18 protein-coding genes and 1 other RNA gene are annotated in these 20,790 nt (G+C 40.7%); 2 read left to right on the forward strand and 17 right to left on the reverse strand.

The annotated features are described in order from the left end of the window. Positions 1-222 precede the first annotated feature (222 nt). From VEB00_12795 to VEB00_12810, 4 genes are all read right to left on the reverse strand, one after another. Positions 223-1,824: a DUF4173 domain-containing protein gene (locus VEB00_12795; GenBank protein HYF83894.1), complete on the reverse strand. Its 1,602-nt coding sequence runs from the start codon at positions 1,822-1,824 to the stop codon at positions 223-225. 24 nt (positions 1,825-1,848) lie between these two features. Further along, entirely contained in the window at positions 1,849-2,052 is a 204-nt protein-coding gene (locus VEB00_12800; protein ID HYF83895.1) for a helix-turn-helix transcriptional regulator, read from the reverse strand. A 16-nt stretch (positions 2,053-2,068) separates the two neighbouring features. Then, the gene (locus VEB00_12805; GenBank protein ID HYF83896.1) at positions 2,069-2,518 is read right to left on the reverse strand and encodes a DUF2975 domain-containing protein; all 450 of its coding nucleotides are present in this window, start codon (positions 2,516-2,518) and stop codon (positions 2,069-2,071) included. A gap of 421 nt (positions 2,519-2,939) precedes the next feature. Next, the gene (locus VEB00_12810) at positions 2,940-4,238 is read right to left on the reverse strand and encodes an IS30 family transposase (protein ID HYF83897.1); all 1,299 of its coding nucleotides are present in this window, start codon (positions 4,236-4,238) and stop codon (positions 2,940-2,942) included. Between the two features lie 511 nt (positions 4,239-4,749). On the opposite strand from VEB00_12810, the gene VEB00_12815 reads away from it, so the two are divergent. Together VEB00_12815 and VEB00_12820 are read left to right on the forward strand one after the other, a co-directional pair. Further along, on the forward strand, positions 4,750-5,589 hold the full coding sequence (locus VEB00_12815; protein ID HYF83898.1) for a helix-turn-helix domain-containing protein: 840 nt from the start codon (positions 4,750-4,752) through the stop codon (positions 5,587-5,589). A 74-nt stretch (positions 5,590-5,663) separates the two neighbouring features. After that, on the forward strand, positions 5,664-6,326 hold the full coding sequence (locus VEB00_12820; protein HYF83899.1) for a flavin reductase family protein: 663 nt from the start codon (positions 5,664-5,666) through the stop codon (positions 6,324-6,326). Positions 6,327-6,387: 61 nt separating this feature from the next. On the opposite strand, the gene ssrA is transcribed toward VEB00_12820, so the two are convergent. The 13 genes from ssrA to rpoN all read right to left on the reverse strand — a co-directional run bounded on the left by ssrA (position 6,388) and on the right by rpoN (position 20,692). Beyond that, positions 6,388-6,734: a transfer-messenger RNA gene (gene ssrA / locus VEB00_12825) on the reverse strand. A 134-nt stretch (positions 6,735-6,868) separates the two neighbouring features. Then, a complete protein-coding gene (gene smpB, locus VEB00_12830; protein ID HYF83900.1) occupies positions 6,869-7,333 on the reverse strand; it encodes an SsrA-binding protein SmpB in 465 nt (154 codons plus the stop codon). 206 nt (positions 7,334-7,539) lie between these two features. After that, positions 7,540-9,708 carry a ribonuclease R gene (gene rnr, locus VEB00_12835; protein ID HYF83901.1) on the reverse strand — a complete coding sequence of 723 codons (2,169 nt, stop codon included), beginning with the start codon at positions 9,706-9,708 and terminating at the stop codon, positions 7,540-7,542. A gap of 79 nt (positions 9,709-9,787) precedes the next feature. Then, positions 9,788-10,585, reverse strand: a complete 798-nt coding sequence (locus VEB00_12840; protein HYF83902.1) for an alpha/beta fold hydrolase — start codon at positions 10,583-10,585, stop codon at positions 9,788-9,790. A gap of 222 nt (positions 10,586-10,807) precedes the next feature. Then, complete coding sequence (locus VEB00_12845; GenBank protein ID HYF83903.1) at positions 10,808-11,077, reverse strand: DUF1294 domain-containing protein; 270 nt, start codon at positions 11,075-11,077, stop codon at positions 10,808-10,810. Positions 11,078-11,185: 108 nt separating this feature from the next. After that, positions 11,186-13,150: a sodium-translocating pyrophosphatase gene (locus VEB00_12850; protein HYF83904.1), complete on the reverse strand. Its 1,965-nt coding sequence runs from the start codon at positions 13,148-13,150 to the stop codon at positions 11,186-11,188. Between the two features lie 103 nt (positions 13,151-13,253). After that, a complete protein-coding gene (gene secG / locus VEB00_12855; GenBank protein HYF83905.1) occupies positions 13,254-13,484 on the reverse strand; it encodes a preprotein translocase subunit SecG in 231 nt (76 codons plus the stop codon). 214 nt (positions 13,485-13,698) lie between these two features. Further along, complete coding sequence (gene eno / locus VEB00_12860) at positions 13,699-15,000, reverse strand: phosphopyruvate hydratase (GenBank protein HYF83906.1); 1,302 nt, start codon at positions 14,998-15,000, stop codon at positions 13,699-13,701. A 33-nt stretch (positions 15,001-15,033) separates the two neighbouring features. After that, positions 15,034-15,786 carry a triose-phosphate isomerase gene (gene tpiA, locus VEB00_12865; protein ID HYF83907.1) on the reverse strand — a complete coding sequence of 251 codons (753 nt, stop codon included), beginning with the start codon at positions 15,784-15,786 and terminating at the stop codon, positions 15,034-15,036. A 14-nt stretch (positions 15,787-15,800) separates the two neighbouring features. Then, positions 15,801-16,994, reverse strand: coding sequence for a phosphoglycerate kinase (locus VEB00_12870; protein HYF83908.1), 1,194 nt, complete (start codon positions 16,992-16,994; stop codon positions 15,801-15,803). Between the two features lie 81 nt (positions 16,995-17,075). After that, positions 17,076-18,083 carry a type I glyceraldehyde-3-phosphate dehydrogenase gene (gap, locus tag VEB00_12875; protein HYF83909.1) on the reverse strand — a complete coding sequence of 336 codons (1,008 nt, stop codon included), beginning with the start codon at positions 18,081-18,083 and terminating at the stop codon, positions 17,076-17,078. A gap of 2 nt (positions 18,084-18,085) precedes the next feature. Then, entirely contained in the window at positions 18,086-19,117 is a 1,032-nt protein-coding gene (locus VEB00_12880; protein ID HYF83910.1) for a sugar-binding domain-containing protein, read from the reverse strand. 177 nt (positions 19,118-19,294) lie between these two features. Then, positions 19,295-20,692, reverse strand: coding sequence for an RNA polymerase factor sigma-54 (rpoN, locus tag VEB00_12885; GenBank protein HYF83911.1), 1,398 nt, complete (start codon positions 20,690-20,692; stop codon positions 19,295-19,297). Between the last annotated feature and the right edge of the window lie 98 nt (positions 20,693-20,790).

Consider the following 20,790-nt stretch of genomic DNA (forward strand, 5'->3'; position numbering starts at 1 on the left):
TTGAGAGTTGAAATCTAAGCATTTTATGGGGATTTAAAGGCATTTAAGAAGATTATGTATCTTAAATGCCTTTGGGCTATTGCATAATTTGTAGTACATTTGTATATTTATTCTAGGCTACGCATTTTTCAGCGGTTTCCCAGGTACAGCAGTTAAGAACTTATTTACTATAATTAACCTAATATGTTCTTTTGTTCTGTATCTGGCACCTACTCTGCACAGCTAGTTATGCACTGCAAACTCCGAAGTCTTTTGACGGACAAGCATGTTCTGCAAACTGTCCTGCGAGTGCCCCAATGCCTTTAAGCTCTCTTGCTGTTGATCACATATATAGGCTTTAAGCTCCGCTTTTAGTTCCTCGTCGACCGTCTGTGCATAAACTTTTAATGCAGGGTCAACTCCTGCCGGGCCTGATTGATATAATATCTGTACATCAAAGCTGTCCAGTGTTCCCGAAAGATAACGGTCCCCATTGTAGCGGGCAACAAAGCCGTCCGGATTAAGCAAACAAAGTGTGCAGAGCATCATAGCGCCTACAAAAGCCGAAAGCCGAACAATTGAGAATTGCCATTTCTGTAATGCAATCACACCGCCGCAAACAACAGCGAGAAAAACCATGAACAAGCATGGCAGCAGTCGGCGGATGGAAAGCCCATATGCCCCGATATACAGTGCCATTTTGCTGAATGCGGTAGCGATAAGTACTAAAGTCAGTATAGAAAGCAGACAATTGAGTATTCTCAAAATGTAATTTTCTCTCTGAGGCTTTTTGCAAAAAAGATTTGCTAATGTCAATAAGGATAGATTGATAGCCGCAATTTGGCACAGCTCAAAAAATCCGCTGCGGGCATATTCGGAATAAATCTGCCATCCCTCCGGTCTCTGTCCAAGGAATGCCGAGAAAAAATAGGGCAGCTGGCTGCATATGAATACTAAATATAGACAGCACATTAAACCGAGTACAATATAAACAGTAGCCGATGCGAGTAACCGCAAGGATTCGACCGCATGCTGAGTGCCCTCCTTTTTGAATGTCCGGCAGCCTCTGCTGTGGGCGCAGCCTGCCACAAGCCCAAATAGATAAGCTGCGATTGGAACCGCAAGAATACCGTGAAGTATAAGATCCTCAAACTGATTTTGCACCCATTGGTAGTATTCATAGATTCCCTTTGCGATTCTGGAGAAACCTCCGCTGTCCGCTCGCATCAGTAATGGTAAAACCATACCTGCGACCAATAACGCAAGCAGTAGGCCGAGTGCAATGGACAAAATCTGCCTTCCCGCGTTTCTTTTTATATATTGGGGTGAAGAAAGACTTTTATACTGGCAGCCGAAGTTTTTAAACGGAATAATAAACATGCCGTTAATGCCGTCCAGGAAAAGCCAATTACTGGTACTGCCCAGTATTAGCCGGTCTGTGGCGCACATTACAAAATAAACGGCTGCGCAGAACAAAAACAAACTGCGCCATGGCTCTAAACCATTGTTTGCATAAAGAGAATAGCTGATTCCGGTCAGTACAACCGCTGTAAGCCAAAAGTATCCTGAACGCGGAATGCTTACCCCTTTTTTTATAAGATATATAGTAACTGCAAAGCAATAGCTAATGGTGAACACCGTAACACCCCAACCCTGCCATGAAAACATTACCCACCGGGCGAAGAAGAACCCCAGGACAAAGGTAAAAAGCGCAAGAATGCTGTCCTTCCGGTCCGCTTCAAAGGGTTCTTTGAGCTTAAAACCCATGGGTGCTTCCACTACAGCAGCCTGAGATGTGTCATCAGTAAATGGTGCTTTGCTATCACTGGAAAAATGCCCGTTCATATGCCCTGCCTCCTTATTTTAGTCTTATTCATTGAATTCCAGAATGTCACCGGGCTGGCATTCAAGCGCCTTACAGATTGCCTCCAATGTGGAGAAACGTATTGCTTTAGCCTTTCCGGTTTTAAGTATGGAGAGATTCGCCTGACTGATACCGATTTTTTCAGACAGTTCGCCAGACGACATCTTTCTCTTTGCCATCATCACATCCAAATTCACTACAATTGGCATGTCGTTTCTGCCCCCTTTATACCGTGAATTCCGTCTCATTTTTTAGTTCCACTGCTTGAGCAATAACATTTTTGACAACCCGCACAATCAGCCCCATGAATGCAGCAGCTACCGCCACAAATATCCAAGGGAAATAATATGGTATTGAAACAAAGCAGATAATTGCTCCTGCAAAACAGCTCCAGGAAATCCGTCTTAAATACTCCACATTCTCTGTAATAAATACCTGCTCAATCTCAATGTGATGGAGTAAACGGTAAAGGCAGAAAAGCAGTACCGCTGCCGGAACACTTCCTGAATAAATGGTTGATAGGAAGAAAGCTTCCGTCCCAACTAAATCAGCCCGTGAAAAATCTAGAAACCGCCGCACAAGCCATGGTGCTGATAAAGCGGTGCCGATTAACATAACCGTGAAAATTAGAACGCAAAATTTACTAAGACTAATTGATTTCTTGCCATTCCACATAAAATCATCCTCCAAAATATTATGGGAAATTCCCTTTCATTGGTTGTAGTATAGCATATGCTTTGTTGATATACAATATTATATTATTGTTTTTCGATATATTTTTTATGTTTTATTAAATTTTTAATTAAGGTAACTCAATTGAAAGGCGAGATGCCACTTTGTAAACTGAAATGCAATGTTTGTAATCGACAACTGAATATTTGTAAACGAAACGCCACTTTTGTAACCGAGATGCCAGTTTTGTAAATGAAACGCCACTTTTGTAACCCAAATGCAGTTTGATTTTATACATTTTCTGATGTATGATAATAGAAAACTGCATGCCAAACGGAGGTCGACTCCCTCTCGATGTTTTTGTAATCGGAGAATCCACCCCTGATAGATTTTCTAGATGGGCTGTTGGCGGCATGGCTTCATATTATTTTTTGAGAAGAGCTGGTTTTAACACAATGTCACTGGAGGCAACCGGTGAACATTCAAGTTTCTGCAAGATCTCTTCTCCATGATAAAAGCTGAACGTTTCGTATGGGCTATGATTGTTCAGCTTTTTTCTTTTGTAAGAGTTGATATGGTTCATCATGAGATTGATATCTTCCTGTGTCAGTTCATTAAAGCCGGTTCCTTTTGGAAGTATCCTGCGAATCAATTCATGATTAACCTCAATAGAACCTTTCTGATAAGGACTGCCGGCATCACAATAGAATACTCTTGTATGCATTCCCCTGTAGTTCCCGGTACCGTACTCTATTGCTTTTGGATTCGAGAATTCGCTTCCGTTATCGGTCAAGATTATCGGGAACAGCCTTTTAAAGGCTTCGCATCCAAGTCGATCAAATAGCATTTCAAAGATATCCGTTACTGATTTCGAAGTATTGGCATCCCGGAGATATGCCAGCATGAAGCTGCTGTCTACGAAATGGATGGTAAGAAGGCATTTTCCGCCTTTGCTGCCAATGACAGAATCCATTTGAACAACAGCTGTGTCAGGATTTTTATCCAGAAATGTATTGAACTCCTGATAATTACGTCCGATGCGGCATCCTTTGTCCACTTTGAATTCCGGCTTTTTGTAGCGTTCACGGAATTTCACTTTTCTTGGAAGATCAATGTTGCGTATTTCCAGAAGGCAGGCATCTATGTAGTTATAAATGGTTTTCTCACTGCACATCAGTTCATCTTCATGGGTAACATATATCTGATGTATTGACTGACCATTCCGTACCAACGGACTAATAATAGCGTTAAGTCTTGCTATTTCTTCTTCGGAAATACATAGACCACTACGGGATTCCGAAATCATCTCATGTGCTTTGATATGGGCATGCTCTGCATCATAAATGTTTTTGAGAAGAGTACACTTTCCGATGGTTTCACAGCCATTGCAGACATAGGGTACACGGTATCTGGCAGTACAGATCTCCTCAACATAATCTGAACAGTTATCATTACAATAAGGACATATTTTACAATACTGTGTTGCGGATCGCTTACATTCATTTCCACAGATATCCTTCTTCCTACATGTAAAGCGGTTCTTACATGCATTATACGGATACCCTGGATACCCTGTGGCAACTTCAGAATAATGATTCTGAAGTTCTCTTGAGATAGTGGTTGGATTCTTATCCAGCCTGCGGCTGATTTCTTTAAAAGAAAGACATTCTTTCAGGAACTTCTGTAATTCAAGCCTTTCTTCATAAGTAAAAAATTTAGACATATATCCTCCGTTTTTGCCGCCAACATTTCTAGGATATATGATTTTAGAACATAGGAAAATAAAAAGACTGGCTTATCACCAATCTTTTTGTAAGCCGGGATGCAACCTCCCGGCCATAAATATATATCACATTAAAATCACTTAATTTTAATCGATGAGGGTTGCATCTCGATTTTCAATTAAGGTTTAATTAAGGTAAGATTTGTGATTTTTCTCAAGCATATACTTTGCTATTTATACTTACAGCTCGTGCGAAATGTAATTCTTATGAGACAAAAAGACATAAGTGTCAGACACGACTGATAGACGGTTAATATAGCTCCATTATTCTATATGTGTCAAGCTGTCGTGTCCGGCACCATATTCTGAGCAAGCCGTATTACATTGAAGTCTTTGCCACTACTGAATATTAATGGTAATATTATATTTGAATGAGTATGCCTGAAGTCCAAGTGCTCTGAAATACCAAAACCAAAATAGAACTTGAGACCGTGGAAATGTGGGGTAAATGATGTATCAGGACAGATTCAGAATTGATGATTATGAAAAATGGCGAAAAGTGGATTTCAAGTATCCTATGATATTTAAGCCATGTCGTATACTTGAGCCGTATGTCAGCTACTACTGGCTTTCGATTTTTACCGGTACAGAAAATGAGGCACAGCGGCTGAAGCCAAAAACTGTTACCTTGATCCCTGATGGCGGCTCCAGCATTATCTTTGATATCAATTATAAGCAGAACTGGCACCATGAGAGTATCTGGGGAGTCATGGACAAACCGATGGTGGTATACAACCAGCATAGTATAAGCAAAGGAGAGACTATGACCTTTGGGGTGGATTTCAAGCCCATTGGGTTGTACCGCTTCCTGAATATACCTATGTGGGAGTTCACCAATAATTCACCGGAGCTTAATTCAGTTTCTTATTCCACTTTCCATCAGCTTGCAGAAAGTATGGTAAATGCCGAATCCATAGGAGAGCAGATTCATACAGTTGAATCATTCCTGATTAAGCAGCTCAATAAAGTAAAAAGTTCTCAATCCCCGGTTATGGAGGCTTTATATACCATATGTGAAACCTCTGGAAGTATAAGGGTAAGTGAACTTGCAAGCAGGCTTTTTATCAGCGAGAGAAGCCTGCGCCGCCTGTTCCGTGATTGTGTTGGGATCTCTCCCAAAACTCTATGCAGGATAACAAGGCTGCAAAGTGTGATGAAGAATTGTATGGGAGATAAACAGCTGAACTTTCTTATGGCTGCGTATGATAACGGGTATTTTGACCAATCCCATTTTATAAAGGATTTTAGGGAATTTTGCGGCTATACTCCCGGCCAATATAAAAAGCTATGATGTCCGATTTTTACAATAAATCAAAGCATTTATTGTTTAAGATATAGTTAAATTAAGCTTAGGGAGGGGTTCAAATGAAAATGGAACTACCGGTTCAGGCACCGGATTGGATTAAAGAATCGTGGGAAGGCCAGTTCGAAGTTTTTCCCTGGTACTATTTCGCCATTGATCTGCCTTCGCCGATTTTTATTGTCACTACTCTCAAAGAAAACGGACTGGCGAATGCACAGCTAAGTACATGGGGTATGATTGCAGGGTCAGGAAATGAGCCAAAATTCATACTTATGGTGCATAACTATACCGAGACCAGAAAACTGATTGAGAAAACCGGTGAATTTGTTATTAATTTTCCGGACATAAGCCTGAAGGACAAATTCAGGAACACTATCAGCCGATTTGATAATGATACCGATGAGATACTGGCATCCGGATTACAGCATGATGCATCCGCAAAAGTCAAGCCTCTACGTGTTAAGGAGTGTTTTGCACATTTTGAGTGCAAGCTGGATTGGATACAGGATATAGAAAAAGTAACAAAATCCACATCCCTTGTACAGGGCAGTATAGTACATGCTGCCATAGAAGAAAATGTACTGTCTGACGATTTGAAGACAACCTGCGAGAACAGGAAATGGGTATTTAGTGTCCATGAGATGGTGAATCCCAAAACGGGCAACCATGACAGCGGCTTCTTAGCTAAACTGGACATGAATTCAGGGATAAAAATTGATGTATAAAAAACATAAATCCTGTGATTATGCACAATCACAGGATTTTCTATTTAATTCAAATTATTTTTGGTGGAGGCGAGGGGAATCGAACCCCTGTCCGAAAGTATCTTGGTCACAGCTTCTCCGAGCGCAGTCAGTGATTTAAAATTCCCTCTACCGTACGCCCGCTGACAGGCTTACAGTGTTAGTAGCTTCATAATGCGTCAGTTACCTCAAAGCTTTGGTAGTGACGGACCCCGCTAAATGACGCCCAATCCTAAAGTGCGGGAACTAAAGGTTGAACGAGCAGCCTTAGGCTGCTAACGCGTAATCGTTGTTAGCGTTTAAATTAATTTTCCAGCTTTTTATGGTGCCGCTGGGACCACCGCTCGCTTCCATGGCCTCAACTACCCCCGTCGAAACCTTTACGCCCCCGTAAATAATTGCCTAATGGGTATTCCTACTGGGTCCTGCCACGTGGCTCGTGCAAAGTCTTATGTTTGTTCTTCGAAGCCTATGCTGGCGAACATTGTTCGCCCCTACTCCTCGAAACCCCGAAACCTCGCAACCTAGTATTCTTTCCCTCTAAATTGCCTTTCCACTTCTCTTTTGGCATCGCGTTCTATGATGTCCTGGCGCTTGTCATGAAGTTCTTTGCCTTTTGCTATGGCAAGCTGAACCTTTACCAAGCTGCCTTTAAGATAAATCGAAAGTGGTATAAGAGTGTAGCCTTTTTGCTGAACATAGCCTATGAGTTTGTTTATCTCATACTTATGCAAAAGCAGTCTTCTTGTCCTCATAGGGTCCTTGTTGAATATATTGCCCTGCTCGTATGGACTTATGTGCATGTTGTAAACAAAGACCTGACCTTTGTCTACTATTGCATAGCTATCCTTAAGGTTGACACTGCCCTTTCTTATGGATTTCACTTCTGTGCCGGAAAGTTCTATTCCAGCTTCGTAAGCATCCTCAATAAAGTATTCGTGTCTTGCTTTTTTATTTTGTGCAACTGTCTTTGTGCTGCTATTTGCCATACTATCCAACTCCGCAATATATTCTACAGTATTCCGGCATGTATCAATTTCCCAGCCGGATTTGAACGTGTATATATATTATATCATCCTTCAAATCAGTGTCAACTTATATAGTATAATGAAATGCAAATGTAATATCAATGGTATATAAAGTATAAAGATTGCAGAAGTGCAGTACGTATATCTCCTGCAATCTTTTCACCTTCTTAATCTTCCCTTTTATTGCGTTTTGCCTCAACCAGAACAAAATCTATAGTTCTACTGGAGATATCAGCATTCAGAACCCTTATTCGTGCATTGTCACCTATCCTGTAGATCTTTTTCAGCCTTTCGCCAATTAGCATGTGATGTACCTCATCATACTGATAGTAGTCATCCTCAATGTTGCTGATGTGCACTAAACCTTCAATAGTATTTTCCAGTTCAATAAACATTCCAAAGGAAGTGACATTGGATATTATTCCGTCATATTCCTCCCCTATCCTGTCCTTCATATACTCCGCTTTCTTGAGGTCTTCGACAGCTCTTTCCGCTTCATCCGCTGCCCGCTCTCTGATAGAACACTGCTCTGCAATACTCTCAATTATCGACTGCAGATGCTTCACTCTCTTTTCCGTGAGCTTCCCATGGATACCCTCTTTTATAATCCTGTGTATCATAAGGTCAGGATACCTTCTTATAGGCGAAGTGAAGTGGCAGTAATACTTTGCAGCAAGTCCAAAATGCCCCATGCTGGTGGAAGTATATCTTGCCTTTTTAAGAGAACGCAGCATCAATGTATTTATAATTCGCTCTTCTTTCGTCCCCTTAATCTGATCTGTAAGCTGCTGCAGTGCTTTCGGGTGAATCTCCGCGATTCCCTTAAGATGGTATCCAAAGTTGAATATAAATTCATTAAAAGCCTGAAGCTTTTCTGCATTAGGGTCTTCATGCACTCTGTAAACGAAAGGCAGCTCTTTCCAGAACATATCCTCAGCAATGGTTTCATTGCACACAAGCATAAATTCCTCAATTATCCGCTCAGATATTCCTCGTTCGTAAGGTCTTATTTCTATGGGCTTGCCCTTTTCATCCAGTATGATTTTGGATTCCTCAAATTCAAAATCGATGCTTCCTCTCGTGCGTCTCCTTTTGTGCAGTATTTGCATGAGGTTCTCCATTTGCTTGAAGTTATCTGCAAGATCACTGTACCTTGCCATTACTTCGGGATCATTGTCGGTAAGTATCTTGTTTACATTCTTATATGTCATTCTTTCTTTTGTCTTTATGACACTTTCATATATCTCATATCTCTGCACCTTGCCCTTTTTGTCTATCTCCATATCACAGCTCAAGGTCAGCCTTTCTATTTGAGGATTCAAGCTGCAGATACCATTGGAAAGTCTTCTTGGCAGCATTGGCACCACCCTGTCAACCAAATATACGCTTGTGCCTCTCTTAAAAGCTTCCTTATCAAGATACGAATTTTCAAAAACATATTGAGTTACGTCAGCAATATGTACACCCAGCAAGTAATTGCCATTTGGAAGCAGCTCTACGGATACAGCATCATCCAGGTCTTTCGCATCCTCCCCGTCTATCGTGACAATGACTTTATCCCTCAAGTCTCTTCTCTTTGCAATGTCTTCTTCGGAAACCTTCTCCGGTATTTTCTCGGCTTGGCCTTCCACCTCAGATGGGAATTCTTCCGGCAGATTGTGTCCTCTTATGATTGATATAATGTCTGTACCTACATCATCTTTATGTCCTAAAATTTCTACAACTACACCCTCAGGGTTTCTCCTTGCCTCCGGCCATTGTGTTATCTCAACTACTACCTTATGTCCATCCTTTGCACCATTAAAGTCAGATTTGGATATGAATACATCCTGATATATCCTCGGATCGTCAGGCACCACAAAACCAAAGCCTTTGCCATTCTCAAAGGTTCCTACAACCTTTTCGTTTGCCCGCTTCAGTATCTTGATTACCTCGCCCTCGCTCTTCTTGGTGCCTATTTCACCTGAAGTAAGTCTTGCAATTACTCTATCATTGTTCATTGCACCATTAAGGCCTTCTGCGGGTATAAAAAGGTCATATATATCCTTGTTGTCCGGTATGAGAAAACCAAAGCCTTTTTTATTGCCTTGAATTCGACCTGCTACAAGATTCATTTTTTCAGTCACGCCATACTTATTCTTTCTTGTGACTATTATACTTCCGTCCTCAAGCAGTGAATTTATTACTTCATCAAATTCCGATGTCTGTTGAAAGTCTTGCTGAAACTCTTGAATCAGTTCATTATATGACAGGGGTTTGTACGTGTCCTCCTTCATGAAGGACAACAACTTATTCTTCATTTCCAGATTTACTTCTTTTTCTTGATTATCCAACACTGCTGCACCTCTCTTCTAAATATTTCACGAAATACATTTTCATCTTTATTCGAACTTCGCGTAAATGTTTCATTGGTTGTTATTGAGTTTGCACTATGCCCAAGGGGAATACATTTGTGCACTCAATATTTTTTTCCTTTTCTCTTTTGAAAGCTGATTTGGTCTTTATAAAACTGTATACTTCCTCAAAAACCTGCTCCTTTTCCTTATCGCAGGTTATTAAATGACCACTTTTTCGGAGATAAATAATGCTCTTATCTTTAGACCCTATATTGTTGTATATTATATTCGCACTCATAGGACTGACTGTCCTGTCTCCATAGGATTGCATAACAAGCACAGGCTTTTCAATATATTTAAGGTTTGTTTTTACATATCTTATTAACTTGAACAGATTATGCACGCTTATTATGGGGGATCTGTCATAGCTTATTATATTAATATCCTTCTTTTCCTGGTTTCTTAGTATGTATGTCTTAAAATTCCTTTCAATAAATGAGAAGGCAGCTAATCTGCCATGTATTCTTATAGGTGCTGAAAGGGTAGCAACACCTCTGACATCATAATTTCTTGCAAGATATAGTGATAACAGTCCTCCCATGGAAAGCCCCACAGAAAATACCTCATCACACTCCTGCTTAAGTGACTTATAACCCTCCACAGCTCCGCGTATCCAATCCCTATAACCACACCTTTTCATATCTTCAGGTGTTGTCCCGTGTCCTTTTAGAAGAATTCCCTTTACTGTATATCCTTTGTCCCGGAGGAATTCGCCCAGAAAACGCACTTCAGAGGGAGTTCCTGTGAATCCGTGAATTAGCAGTACGCCTGTATTGTTGCCTTTATAATAAAATTCTTTTGCAAATTCACTATTCATATCGTTCAAAAAAACCACCTCCTAGCGTTTTAAAAAAAACATTTTTCAAACCAATTCAAATTTCATAAAACGTTTCCTTAGCGTTATTGAATTCGCACACCGCCCTATAAACATTCTGTTGCGTTCAATACTACAATTATTATGGACATATTTGCACTATTACATTCAGAAGGCTTTTTCTGCAATTTAGATAATCAGCATCACCAGAAAACTGTTTCTTTTTTATTTGAGCTTTTGCAGCAGATACCCGAACGATACAATATTCGCAAGCACTACCAACGGGATTCCCAGTGTAAATTTCAAATGCTTGGTTTTGTGGTGGAAAAGGCTCATTCCCAGGAGTACGCCTAACCCGCCTCCCAAAAGTCCCACAATGAAAATGCTGCTCTCTCTGATCCTCCATTTGTGCCTGTGCGCTTTATGCTTATCTATTCCCATAATCGCTAAAGCTGATATATTGATAACAAAAAGATATATAAATAATACTTTCATCATAATCTCCTTTGCTATAAAAAATAAAAAGATGATAATTTCTACCATCTCTTTAATATTACATGATTATATGTTTATTATCAAATCAGACTCTGTATACGTAGAATACTACAGGAATAATGGTGCAAATACCAATGAAACTATAGTCATGAGCTTTATAAGTATATTCATAGAAGGTCCTGCTGTATCTTTAAATGGGTCTCCTACAGTATCTCCTACAATTGCGGCTTTATGTGGTTCGCCGCCCTTTCCGCCATGCTCGCCGGACTCTATATATTTCTTGGCATTATCCCATGCGCCACCTGAGTTTGCCATCATAATTGCCAGGAGCACCCCTGTAACAACCGCGCCGGCTATCAGTCCTCCAAGAGCACCTTTGCCAAGTAATAATCCTACAAGAATTGGAGCTGCTACAGCCAGAACTCCCGGTATTATCATTTCTTTTAGAGCTGCTTTTGTTGAAATATCAACGCACGTTGCATAATCTGGTTTTGTTTTGCCTTCCATGATGCCCGGCATCTCCTTGAACTGTCTCCTAACCTCTTCAATCATCTGATAAGCAGCTTTGCCCACAGCTTCCATAGTAAGTGCGGCAAAGAGGAAAGGCAGCATGCCTCCGATAAACAAGCCTATCATTACATTAGGATCAAGTATGTCAATTCTGTCAAGCTGCACAGCCTGTGAGTAAGATGCAAAAAGTGCAAGGGCTGTCAATGCTGCAGAACCAATAGCAAAGCCCTTTCCTATTGCAGCTGTTGTATTTCCTACTGAATCGAGCTTATCAGTTATTGCTCTGACTGACTTGGGAAGGCCTGCCATTTCCGCGATGCCCCCTGCATTGTCAGCTATAGGTCCATAAGCATCTACCGCAACTGTCATACCGGTTGTCGAAAGCATTCCAACTGCTGCAAGGGCTATACCATAAAGACCTGCAGCCTTATATGATACAAGTATTGCTAAAGCAATGAACAGTACTGGAGCTACAGTGGAGAGCATACCTACTCCTAGTCCGCTTATTATTGTTGTAGCTGCCCCAGTATTTGACTGCTGGGCTATTTTCTTTACATATTTGTAATCACCTGAAGTATATATTTCAGTAAGATAGCCTATTATCATACCTACAATAAGTCCTGCGGCAATCGCCCAGAACGCATTCAAATTGCCGAACATATAACGGCTTAATACAAAAGATGCAATTATTACTATAATTGCGCTGCCGTAAGTTCCATTTCTAAGAGCACTCTGAGGATTGCTCTTCTCATCAGTCCTTACAAAGGCTGTTCCTATTATAGAAGCCACAATGCCTATAGCTGATAGAAGCAGCGGGAATAATACACCCTCTACCCTGCCTGCATAAAAAACAGCACCAAGAGTTATAGCAGAAATAATCGATCCCACATATGATTCAAACAAGTCTGCTCCCATACCGGCAACATCACCCACATTGTCACCAACGTTATCTGCTATAACAGCTGGGTTTCTCGGGTCATCCTCCGGTATGCCGGCTTCCACCTTACCCACAAGGTCTGCGCCAACGTCAGCTGCTTTTGTAAAAATACCGCCGCCGACACGGGCAAATAGCGCAATGGAGCTTGCTCCCAAGCCAAAACCTGTTACTATGTTAGCATCCCTGATTATCATATATAAAGCACCCACACCCAGGAGACCCAGCCCCACAACACACATACCCATTACAGCTCCGCCCTTGAAAGCAATACCAAGTGCTTCATTCTGTCCACTTTGCGCTGCGTTCGCAGTCCTGGCATTTGCCTTTGTAGCCACCTGCATTCCGATAAAGCCTGCAAGTACTGAGCAGCCTGCTCCAGCAACGAAACATATGGCTGTTAGCCAGCTTTTAAGGAAAATACCTAATATGACAGACATAACTACGACGAACACGGCAAGTACCTTATACTCCCTGAACAGGAATGCCATGGCCCCTTCATGAATAAAACCCATTATTTCCTTCATCCTGTCGTTACCGGGGTCTTTCTTAATTATGCTGGCAGCCAAAACCCATGCAAAAATCAAAGCAAGCACTCCTGACAGCGGAGCCAGAATCATTAAATCCATTCAATAACCCTCCTAATACATTAATGTGATATACTATAATACTGTATACATGCCTGGGACATAATATAGCCTAACAAAATGTCAGGCTATAATTATCAAAATATTATTTTACAAGTACCAATACAACAGATAAAATCATGAACACAATTGCAGTTACTGTTGTCAGCTTCGAAAACAATGCTTCGTATCCTTTGCTTGCTTTCTTTCCGAAAAGCTGCTCTGCTCCCCCAGCTATTGAACCGGACAAACCGGCACTTCTTCCCGGCTGTAGAAGCACGCTTACAATCAGCGTCACACAAACAATGTACTGTAAAATTACTAAAGCTATTCTCACTCCCAGCACCTCCCATCTTACTGTAGTTATCATCACATTGTGCTAAAAGAACGCGAAGGTTATTACTATTCTTTCGCTCTTTCTGCCTTTTATGCGCCTAATCATTAGGCGAAATCCTATAAACAACATTTTAACACATAGAGAGATAAAATACAATAATGGGATATTTACTATACCCCATTATTGTATCACATATTTTTATATTGTATAGCACTTATAGGTTAAAAAACGCATTTATGCCTAAATATTTTGCCATTGTGTCTAATCCTTCTTCAATTCTCATAAGCTGATTATACTTTGCAACCCTGTCAGTTCTAGAAGGAGCACCTGTTTTTATCTGTCCGGCATTTACAGCAACAACCAGATCAGCAATTGTAACATCTTCTGTTTCTCCGGAGCGATGTGAAATAACAGCAGTATATCCTGCTCGATTGGCCATCTGTATAGCATCCAATGTCTCAGTCAAAGTTCCGATCTGGTTAACCTTTATGAGAATGGAATTGCATACGCCCATCTCTATACCTTTTGCTAATCTTTCAGTATTCGTAACAAAGAGATCGTCTCCTACTAACTGAATCTTTTTGCCCAGTTTGTCGGTCATAAGCTTCCAGCCTTCCCAATCCTCTTCCGCCATACCGTCTTCAATGGATATTATCGGATACCTATTGACAAGATCAGCCCAATATTCTACCATCTCTTCTTTGGTCTTCATAAAATCTGACTTCCAGAAATAGTATTTGCCTTCTTGTCCCTTGGCTTTAGCTTCTTCAAACATTTCTGTAGCTGCAGGGTCTAAAGCAATGAAAAATTCCTTACCGGGCTTATAGCCTGCTTTGGTAATCGCTTCTACAATAACTTGAAGTGCTTCTTCATTGGACTTTAGATTGGGTGCAAAACCACCTTCATCTCCAACAGCAGTATTATAGCCTTTTGATTTAAGTACTGACTTGAGGTTATGGAACACTTCAGCACACATTCTCAGAGCTTCCTTAAAGCTTTCTGCTCCAACCGGCATTACCATGAATTCCTGAATATCTACATTATTGTCTGCATGTTTACCGCCATTAATGATATTCATCATTGGGACTGGAAGAGTCTTTGCATTTACGCCTCCAACATACTGGTACAGTGGAAGTCCAAGCGCTTCAGCAGCTGCATGAGCTACCGCCAATGATACGCCTAGTATTGCATTTGCGCCAAGCTTTGCTTTGTTAGGAGTACCATCCAACTCAATAAGAGCTTCATCTATTGCAACTTGATCAAGGGCATTCATACCTATTATTTCCGGAGCAATTATTTCATTTACGTTATTTACAGCAGTCAATACGCCTCTTCCAAGGTATCTTGATTTGTCGCCGTCCCTAAGCTCTACAGCTTCAAACGCACCTGTTGATGCTCCCGAAGGTACTGCCGCTCTACCTAGTGCTCCGCCTTCCAACTCTACTTCAACCTCTATAGTTGGATTTCCTCTTGAGTCCATTATCTCTCTTGCAAATATATCAGTTATTACTGTCATAAATCATTATCCTCCTTAAAGTTAATATATTTATTATAGGTTATAATTAACAATCTTAGAAAACTCGGCTGCATCCAAGCTTGCTCCGCCTACCAGGGCTCCGTCGATTTCGGGCATATCCATAAGCTCCCTTGTGTTTGAAGCCTTTACGCTGCCTCCATAAAGTATTCGAGTCTTATCAGCTGCTTCATTCCCGAGCTTTTCTATGAGTTGTTTTCTTATGAAGCCTATCACTTCATTGGCATCCTGGCTGGTGGCAGTTTTGCCTGTTCCTATTGCCCAAACTGGCTCGTAAGCTATTACAAGGTCATCGAGATTTCTGTTCTCCAAGCCTTCAAGACAGCCATTCAACTGAGTGGCAATTACATCGAAGGCTGCTCCTGTTTCTCTTTGTTCGAGAGTCTCTCCTACACAGAGAATTGGTTTTAGTCCGTGGTCTAATGCAGCAATGACCTTCTTGTTTATTTCGGAATCATCCTCCTTGAAATACTGTCTGCGCTCAGAATGACCCAGTATTACATATTCAATCTTTATATCCTTTAAAAAAACTGGAGAAATCTCGCCTGTATACGCACCGCTGTCCTTATAGTGCATATTCTGTGCTCCGACACCTATGTTGCTCCCACTTGCAGCTTTAACTGCTTCATTGAGACATACAAAGGTCGGACATACAACTACTTCAGCATCCGAACCCTTTACAAGTGGCTTTAGATCCTCTACAAGCTTAATTGCTTCGCTGACAGTTTTGTTCATTTTCCAGTTGCCAGCTATTAATGGTCTACGCATAATTTATACCTCACTTATTTTTCGTTTATCACATCGATGCCCGGGAGTATCTTGCCCTCGAGAAATTCAAGGGAAGCCCCGCCGCCAGTAGATATATGGGTTATTTTATCTGCAAAGCCCAGTTGTTCGATTGCTGCAGCAGAATCGCCGCCTCCGACAATCGTGGTGCCCTTGCATTCAGACATTGCCTCAGCTAGTGCAAAGGTACCCTTGGCAAAGTTCGACATTTCAAACACACCCATTGGTCCATTCCATACAACCGTCTTTGCATGCTTAACTATATCGGCAAAAACCTCTCTTGTATGTTCTCCAATATCCAGGCCTAGCTGATCCTCAGGTATCATATTTGCTGTTACTGTACGCCTGTGTGCATCATTATTAAATTCAGAAGCAACTACTATATCAATGGGAAGCAGCAGTTTAACACGCTTCTCCTCAGCTTTTCTGAGTATCTCCCCTGCCAGCTCCACCTTGTCGGCCTCGAGTATTGACTTTCCTATTTCATAGCCCATCGCTTTATAGAAGGTAAACGCCATACCCCCCCCGATTAGAAGTGCATCAACCTTATCCATAAGGTTCTCTATGACTCCTATCTTATCAGAGACCTTAGCTCCTCCCAATATAGCCACAAATGGCCTGACCGGTGAAGTAAGGGCTTTACCCATGATGTCCAGTTCCTTCTTTATCAGGAATCCTATAGCTGAAGGCAGATATTCTGCAATTCCTGCTGTTGTGGCATGTGCTCTGTGTGCTGTACCGAAAGCATCATTGACATATATATCACCGAGTGCCGCAAGCTTCTTTGAAAATTCCTTGTCGTTCTTTTCTTCCTCTTCATAGAACCTTACATTCTCAAGCAGCATGACCTCGCTTTCCTTAAGACTGTTAACCATTGCCAGCACTTCATCTCCAATGACATCACCAGCAAGCTTGACATCAGCTCCGAGCTTTTGGGCTAATCTTTCAGCCACCGGCTTCAGAGAATACTTCATATTGAACTTTCCCTTAGGTCTTCCAAGATGGGACATCAATATTACTTTAGCATTGTGCTCCCTTAAGTACTTGATTGTAGGAAGCGCCTCTCTTATTCTCCTGTCGTCTGTAATGCTTCCATTTTCATCTATTGGCACATTAAAGTCAACCCTTACAAGCACTTTTTTTCCATTAACATCTATATCCTGTATGGATTTTTTGTTCAGCACGAGAATCCCTCCTAATCCATCAAATTATCTTTAAATATATTTAGCCCGGCTTTGAGGTTACCTGCAAAACCGGACTATAGTGTAGACTTATTTATTAGCCATATATTTTATCAGGTCAACTATTCTGTTTGAATATCCCCACTCATTGTCATACCATGCAATGATTTTTACCATGTTGTCTTGTATTACCATTGTTGATAATGCGTCTAATATTGAAGAGTGAGGATTTCCTTTGAAGTCTATTGAAACAAGCGGCTCTTCACAATACTCAAGTATTCCCTTGAGTTCGTTTTCTGCTGCTCTCTTCATTGCTGCGTTTATTTCATCTACAGTAACGTTCTTTTCCAAGTCAGCAACCAAATCAACCACTGATACTGTGGGGGTAGGAACTCTCAATGAAAGGCCTGTGAGCTTTCCTTTAAGTTCAGGAAGCACTAGTGAAACTGCTTTTGCAGCCCCAGTAGTTGTTGGAATTATTGACAATGCTGCAGCTCTGGACCTTCTGAGGTCTGAGTGCGGCTGGTCAAGTATTCTCTGGTCATTTGTATATGAATGAATTGTATTCATCAAGCCTTTAACTATTCCAAAGTTTTCGTGAAGCACCTTTGCTACAGGAGCAAGACAATTTGTTGTGCAAGAAGCATTGGATATTATCACATGCTTTTCTGGATCGTATTTATCTTCATTTACACCCATAACTATTGTTATGTCTTCATTTTTTGCAGGAGCAGAAATTATTACCTTCTTTGCGCCACCTGCTACATGAGCCATTGCAGTTTCCTTGCTTGTGAATCTGCCTGTGGATTCGAGAACAACATCTACTCCGTACTCGCCCCACTTTATATTCTCCGGCTTTGTTTCAGCACAGATTTCAATCTCTTTTCCATTGACAACTATTGAATGTTCTTTAGACTGTACGTCTCCATCATATCTTCCGTATGTGCTGTCATATTTTAAAAGATGCGCTAATGTTTTTGGATCAGTTAAATCATTTATAAGTACTATCTCCGCATCCTTTCCAAACTTCTCCTGTGCGATTTTAAATACCGGCCTCCCAATTCTACCAAAACCATTGATTCCTACTCTTAATGCCATTATTAATTTCCTCCTCTTAAAATCTTATATATTTCACGAGCAGCAGCTTCATCTGTAACAACGACTCTGTTTTTTCTGCCCTTGTTTACCAATATTATGGGCTCAGCTTTACCAATGCCTCCGCCTACTGCCATCACAGTCTTTATATTGTCTAAATACTCCGGTTTTATACCTACGCTGCCTGACCTATATACAATCCTTCCGGTACTGTCAAAGTAGCAGCCTACTGCTTCGGCTCTAACCTTTAGAGTTTTTAGGTTTTCTACTTCCTCTTCAGTGAAATTTCTTTTCCTGCATATGGCTTCAAAAGAGCTGAAGCCATATATAAGAATATCAGTCTCTTTTATATAGTTGAGAACCTTGGCTATATCAGGGTCATCGGACATTCTATTTAACATATCCTCACTAATATTATCAGGTAAGTGCAGCAGATAATAGTTGCCGCCTATGTTCTTGGCCAATTTGGCTGCAACAATGTTTGCCTGGCGCTCCAAGTCTGCTTTTATTCCACCTCTGGCGGGAATTACAGTTACATTTTGCACTGCAATCTTGTAAGCGTTCTCTGCAACAGATAGAGCGGAATAACCCCCGCTTACTGAAATTACATCATTTTCTTCAATTATGCCTCTTAGATATTCAAAAGCTACTTTGGCCATTTCAACAAGTACCTGAATATCACTCTCAGCATCGCCAGGGACTACAATGAATTCCTTTATGTCCAGCATTGCTTTTACTGTGTTCTCGAGGTCTTTAAGCCCTTTAAGCTCCGAGATGTAATCCCTAAGCTTGTATATTATATCCTTACCCTCAACTGTCACCATCATACCGAGGGGCTGTATGTCTATAAGATTCTGGTTCTTTAATATATCAAGCTCACTTCTTACCCATCTTTCGCTCTGTCCGAGTATTCCGGCCAGTGCTCGTCTTCCGACAGGCTGGTTGAACTCTATTGCCCTCAGAATACTGTACCTCTTCTCCGTAATGTCCACAACTTCTGGCACGAGTCTTTTCTGCAAATTAATAAGTTCGCTCATCTTTTTACCTCTATGGCCAAATTTTATCCCACATACATTAATAACGTCCCGTCTAGATAATTATATTATATGCAAATCCCAATTTCAATATATAAATGTATTATTTGTTATTTTTTTAAAACTTATTAAGAGAGTATTGTGCAAAATTGCGAAAAATAAAAAAGCGGCTTACACCGCTTAATATCTTTTTCTCTTTGATGACGACAGAATTCCTAGCTCATCCCTGTACTTGGCAACTGTCCTTCTTGATATCGTATATCCTTCTTTCACAAGGGAATCTGCTATGTGCTGATCGCTTATAGGCTTGCTGGCATCCTCACCGGTTACATAATTTTTAATCATTTTCTTAATGCTTTCGGAGGAAATTGCTTCACCATCCTGGTTATCCACCCCGCTCTTGAAGAAATATTTTATCTCAAATATTCCTCGCGGTGTCTGCACATATTTGCCGCTTATTGCCCTGCTTACCGTTGATTCATGCACATTCACCATATCTGCAATCCTCTTCAAGGTCATGGTTCTAAGATACATGGGCCCTTTTTCAAAGAAATCCATCTGATATTCCAATATAGCTTTCACTACACTATAAAGTGTGTTCTTCCTGTGCTCAAGACTCTTAATAAGCCACATTGCCGAAGACAGCTTATTGTTGATGAAAGCGGAGGCGTTGGAGGACTTATCCTCAGACCTCAATATATTCTTATAGTATTGGTTGATCATAAGTCTGGAGCCATAATGGTCATTAATTATGACAACATACTCTTTACCTATTTTTTCAATATACACATCAGGTGTTACATACTTTGTTGAGGAGCTTCCCTCAAATGCCCGTCCGGGTTTTGGCTCAAGGTTCTTTATAATGTCGCTGTAGTTTTGTGTTTCTTCTATACTTATTGAAAGTTTTTTTGAAATATTGTTCAGCCTGTTACATGCAATATCATCCAAGTGATTCTTCACAATTGCTTCTATTTTTTCATTATGAATATCCTTATATTTGAGCTGTATCAGCAGACATTCCTTCAGGTCAATTGCACCTACGCCAAAAGGCTCAAAGCTCTGAATTATGTTAAGGGCATCTCTCACTGCTTCAATATCAACAGCAAGAATGTCAGCCATGTCTTCCTGAGTAGTGATGAGATATCCGTTTTCATCAAGGCTTTCGATAATATATTCACCGATATCCCTAATTTTCTCGCTTATAGGTGATACTCTCAGCTGAGAAATAAGGTGTTCCTTTAATGTATATGAATAGGTAATGAAATTCTCATAAGAGAATTCAGAGCCTTCATCACTGTCAAAACCCTCGAGGGAATAGCTCTTACCTTGATACTGCAGATATTCCTTCCAATCAATCTCTTTTTCCTTTTCTTTTTTTTCTTGTTTTTGCTGAAGTTCCGTTTTTTCATCCCGATTATCATCTACCAGGTCAAGAACAGGATTAGCTTCCAGCTCATTCTGTATCAGCTCTTCAAGTTCAACTGCCGGCAGCTGAAGTATTTTAAGAGCCAGCTTGAGCTCCGGCGTCATTATAAGCTTTTGCTGCTGTTCTAAGACCAACTCATATCCCATTCTCATTCCATCACCCCCAGATCGATGAAAATTTATGTGAAAAATAATAAATAATCTTTTTAATTGTTGATAAATCTACATATATTATAGCACATTTGCAGCCT

Source organism: Clostridia bacterium (assembly GCA_035628995.1).
Lineage (GTDB): Bacteria > Bacillota > Clostridia > Lutisporales > Lutisporaceae > BRH-c25.

Coding starts and splice junctions, on each gene's coding strand:
- tpiA (HYF83907.1), bottom strand. CDS start 15,786: ATGCGTAGACCATTAATAGCTGGCAACTGGAAAATGAACAAAACTGTC.
- rpoN (HYF83911.1), bottom strand. CDS start 20,692: ATGAGAATGGGATATGAGTTGGTCTTAGAACAGCAGCAAAAGCTTATA.
- gap (HYF83909.1), bottom strand. CDS start 18,083: ATGGCATTAAGAGTAGGAATCAATGGTTTTGGTAGAATTGGGAGGCCG.
- VEB00_12880 (HYF83910.1), bottom strand. CDS start 19,117: ATGAGCGAACTTATTAATTTGCAGAAAAGACTCGTGCCAGAAGTTGTG.
- VEB00_12840 (HYF83902.1), bottom strand. CDS start 10,585: ATGAATAGTGAATTTGCAAAAGAATTTTATTATAAAGGCAACAATACA.
- VEB00_12845 (HYF83903.1), bottom strand. CDS start 11,077: ATGAAAGTATTATTTATATATCTTTTTGTTATCAATATATCAGCTTTA.
- VEB00_12810 (HYF83897.1), bottom strand. CDS start 4,238: ATGTCTAAATTTTTTACTTATGAAGAAAGGCTTGAATTACAGAAGTTC.
- VEB00_12795 (HYF83894.1), bottom strand. CDS start 1,824: ATGAACGGGCATTTTTCCAGTGATAGCAAAGCACCATTTACTGATGAC.
- smpB (HYF83900.1), bottom strand. CDS start 7,333: ATGGCAAATAGCAGCACAAAGACAGTTGCACAAAATAAAAAAGCAAGA.
- VEB00_12815 (HYF83898.1), top strand. CDS start 4,750: ATGTATCAGGACAGATTCAGAATTGATGATTATGAAAAATGGCGAAAA.
- VEB00_12800 (HYF83895.1), bottom strand. CDS start 2,052: ATGCCAATTGTAGTGAATTTGGATGTGATGATGGCAAAGAGAAAGATG.
- VEB00_12820 (HYF83899.1), top strand. CDS start 5,664: ATGAAAATGGAACTACCGGTTCAGGCACCGGATTGGATTAAAGAATCG.
- eno (HYF83906.1), bottom strand. CDS start 15,000: ATGACAGTAATAACTGATATATTTGCAAGAGAGATAATGGACTCAAGA.
- VEB00_12805 (HYF83896.1), bottom strand. CDS start 2,518: ATGTGGAATGGCAAGAAATCAATTAGTCTTAGTAAATTTTGCGTTCTA.
- VEB00_12850 (HYF83904.1), bottom strand. CDS start 13,150: ATGGATTTAATGATTCTGGCTCCGCTGTCAGGAGTGCTTGCTTTGATT.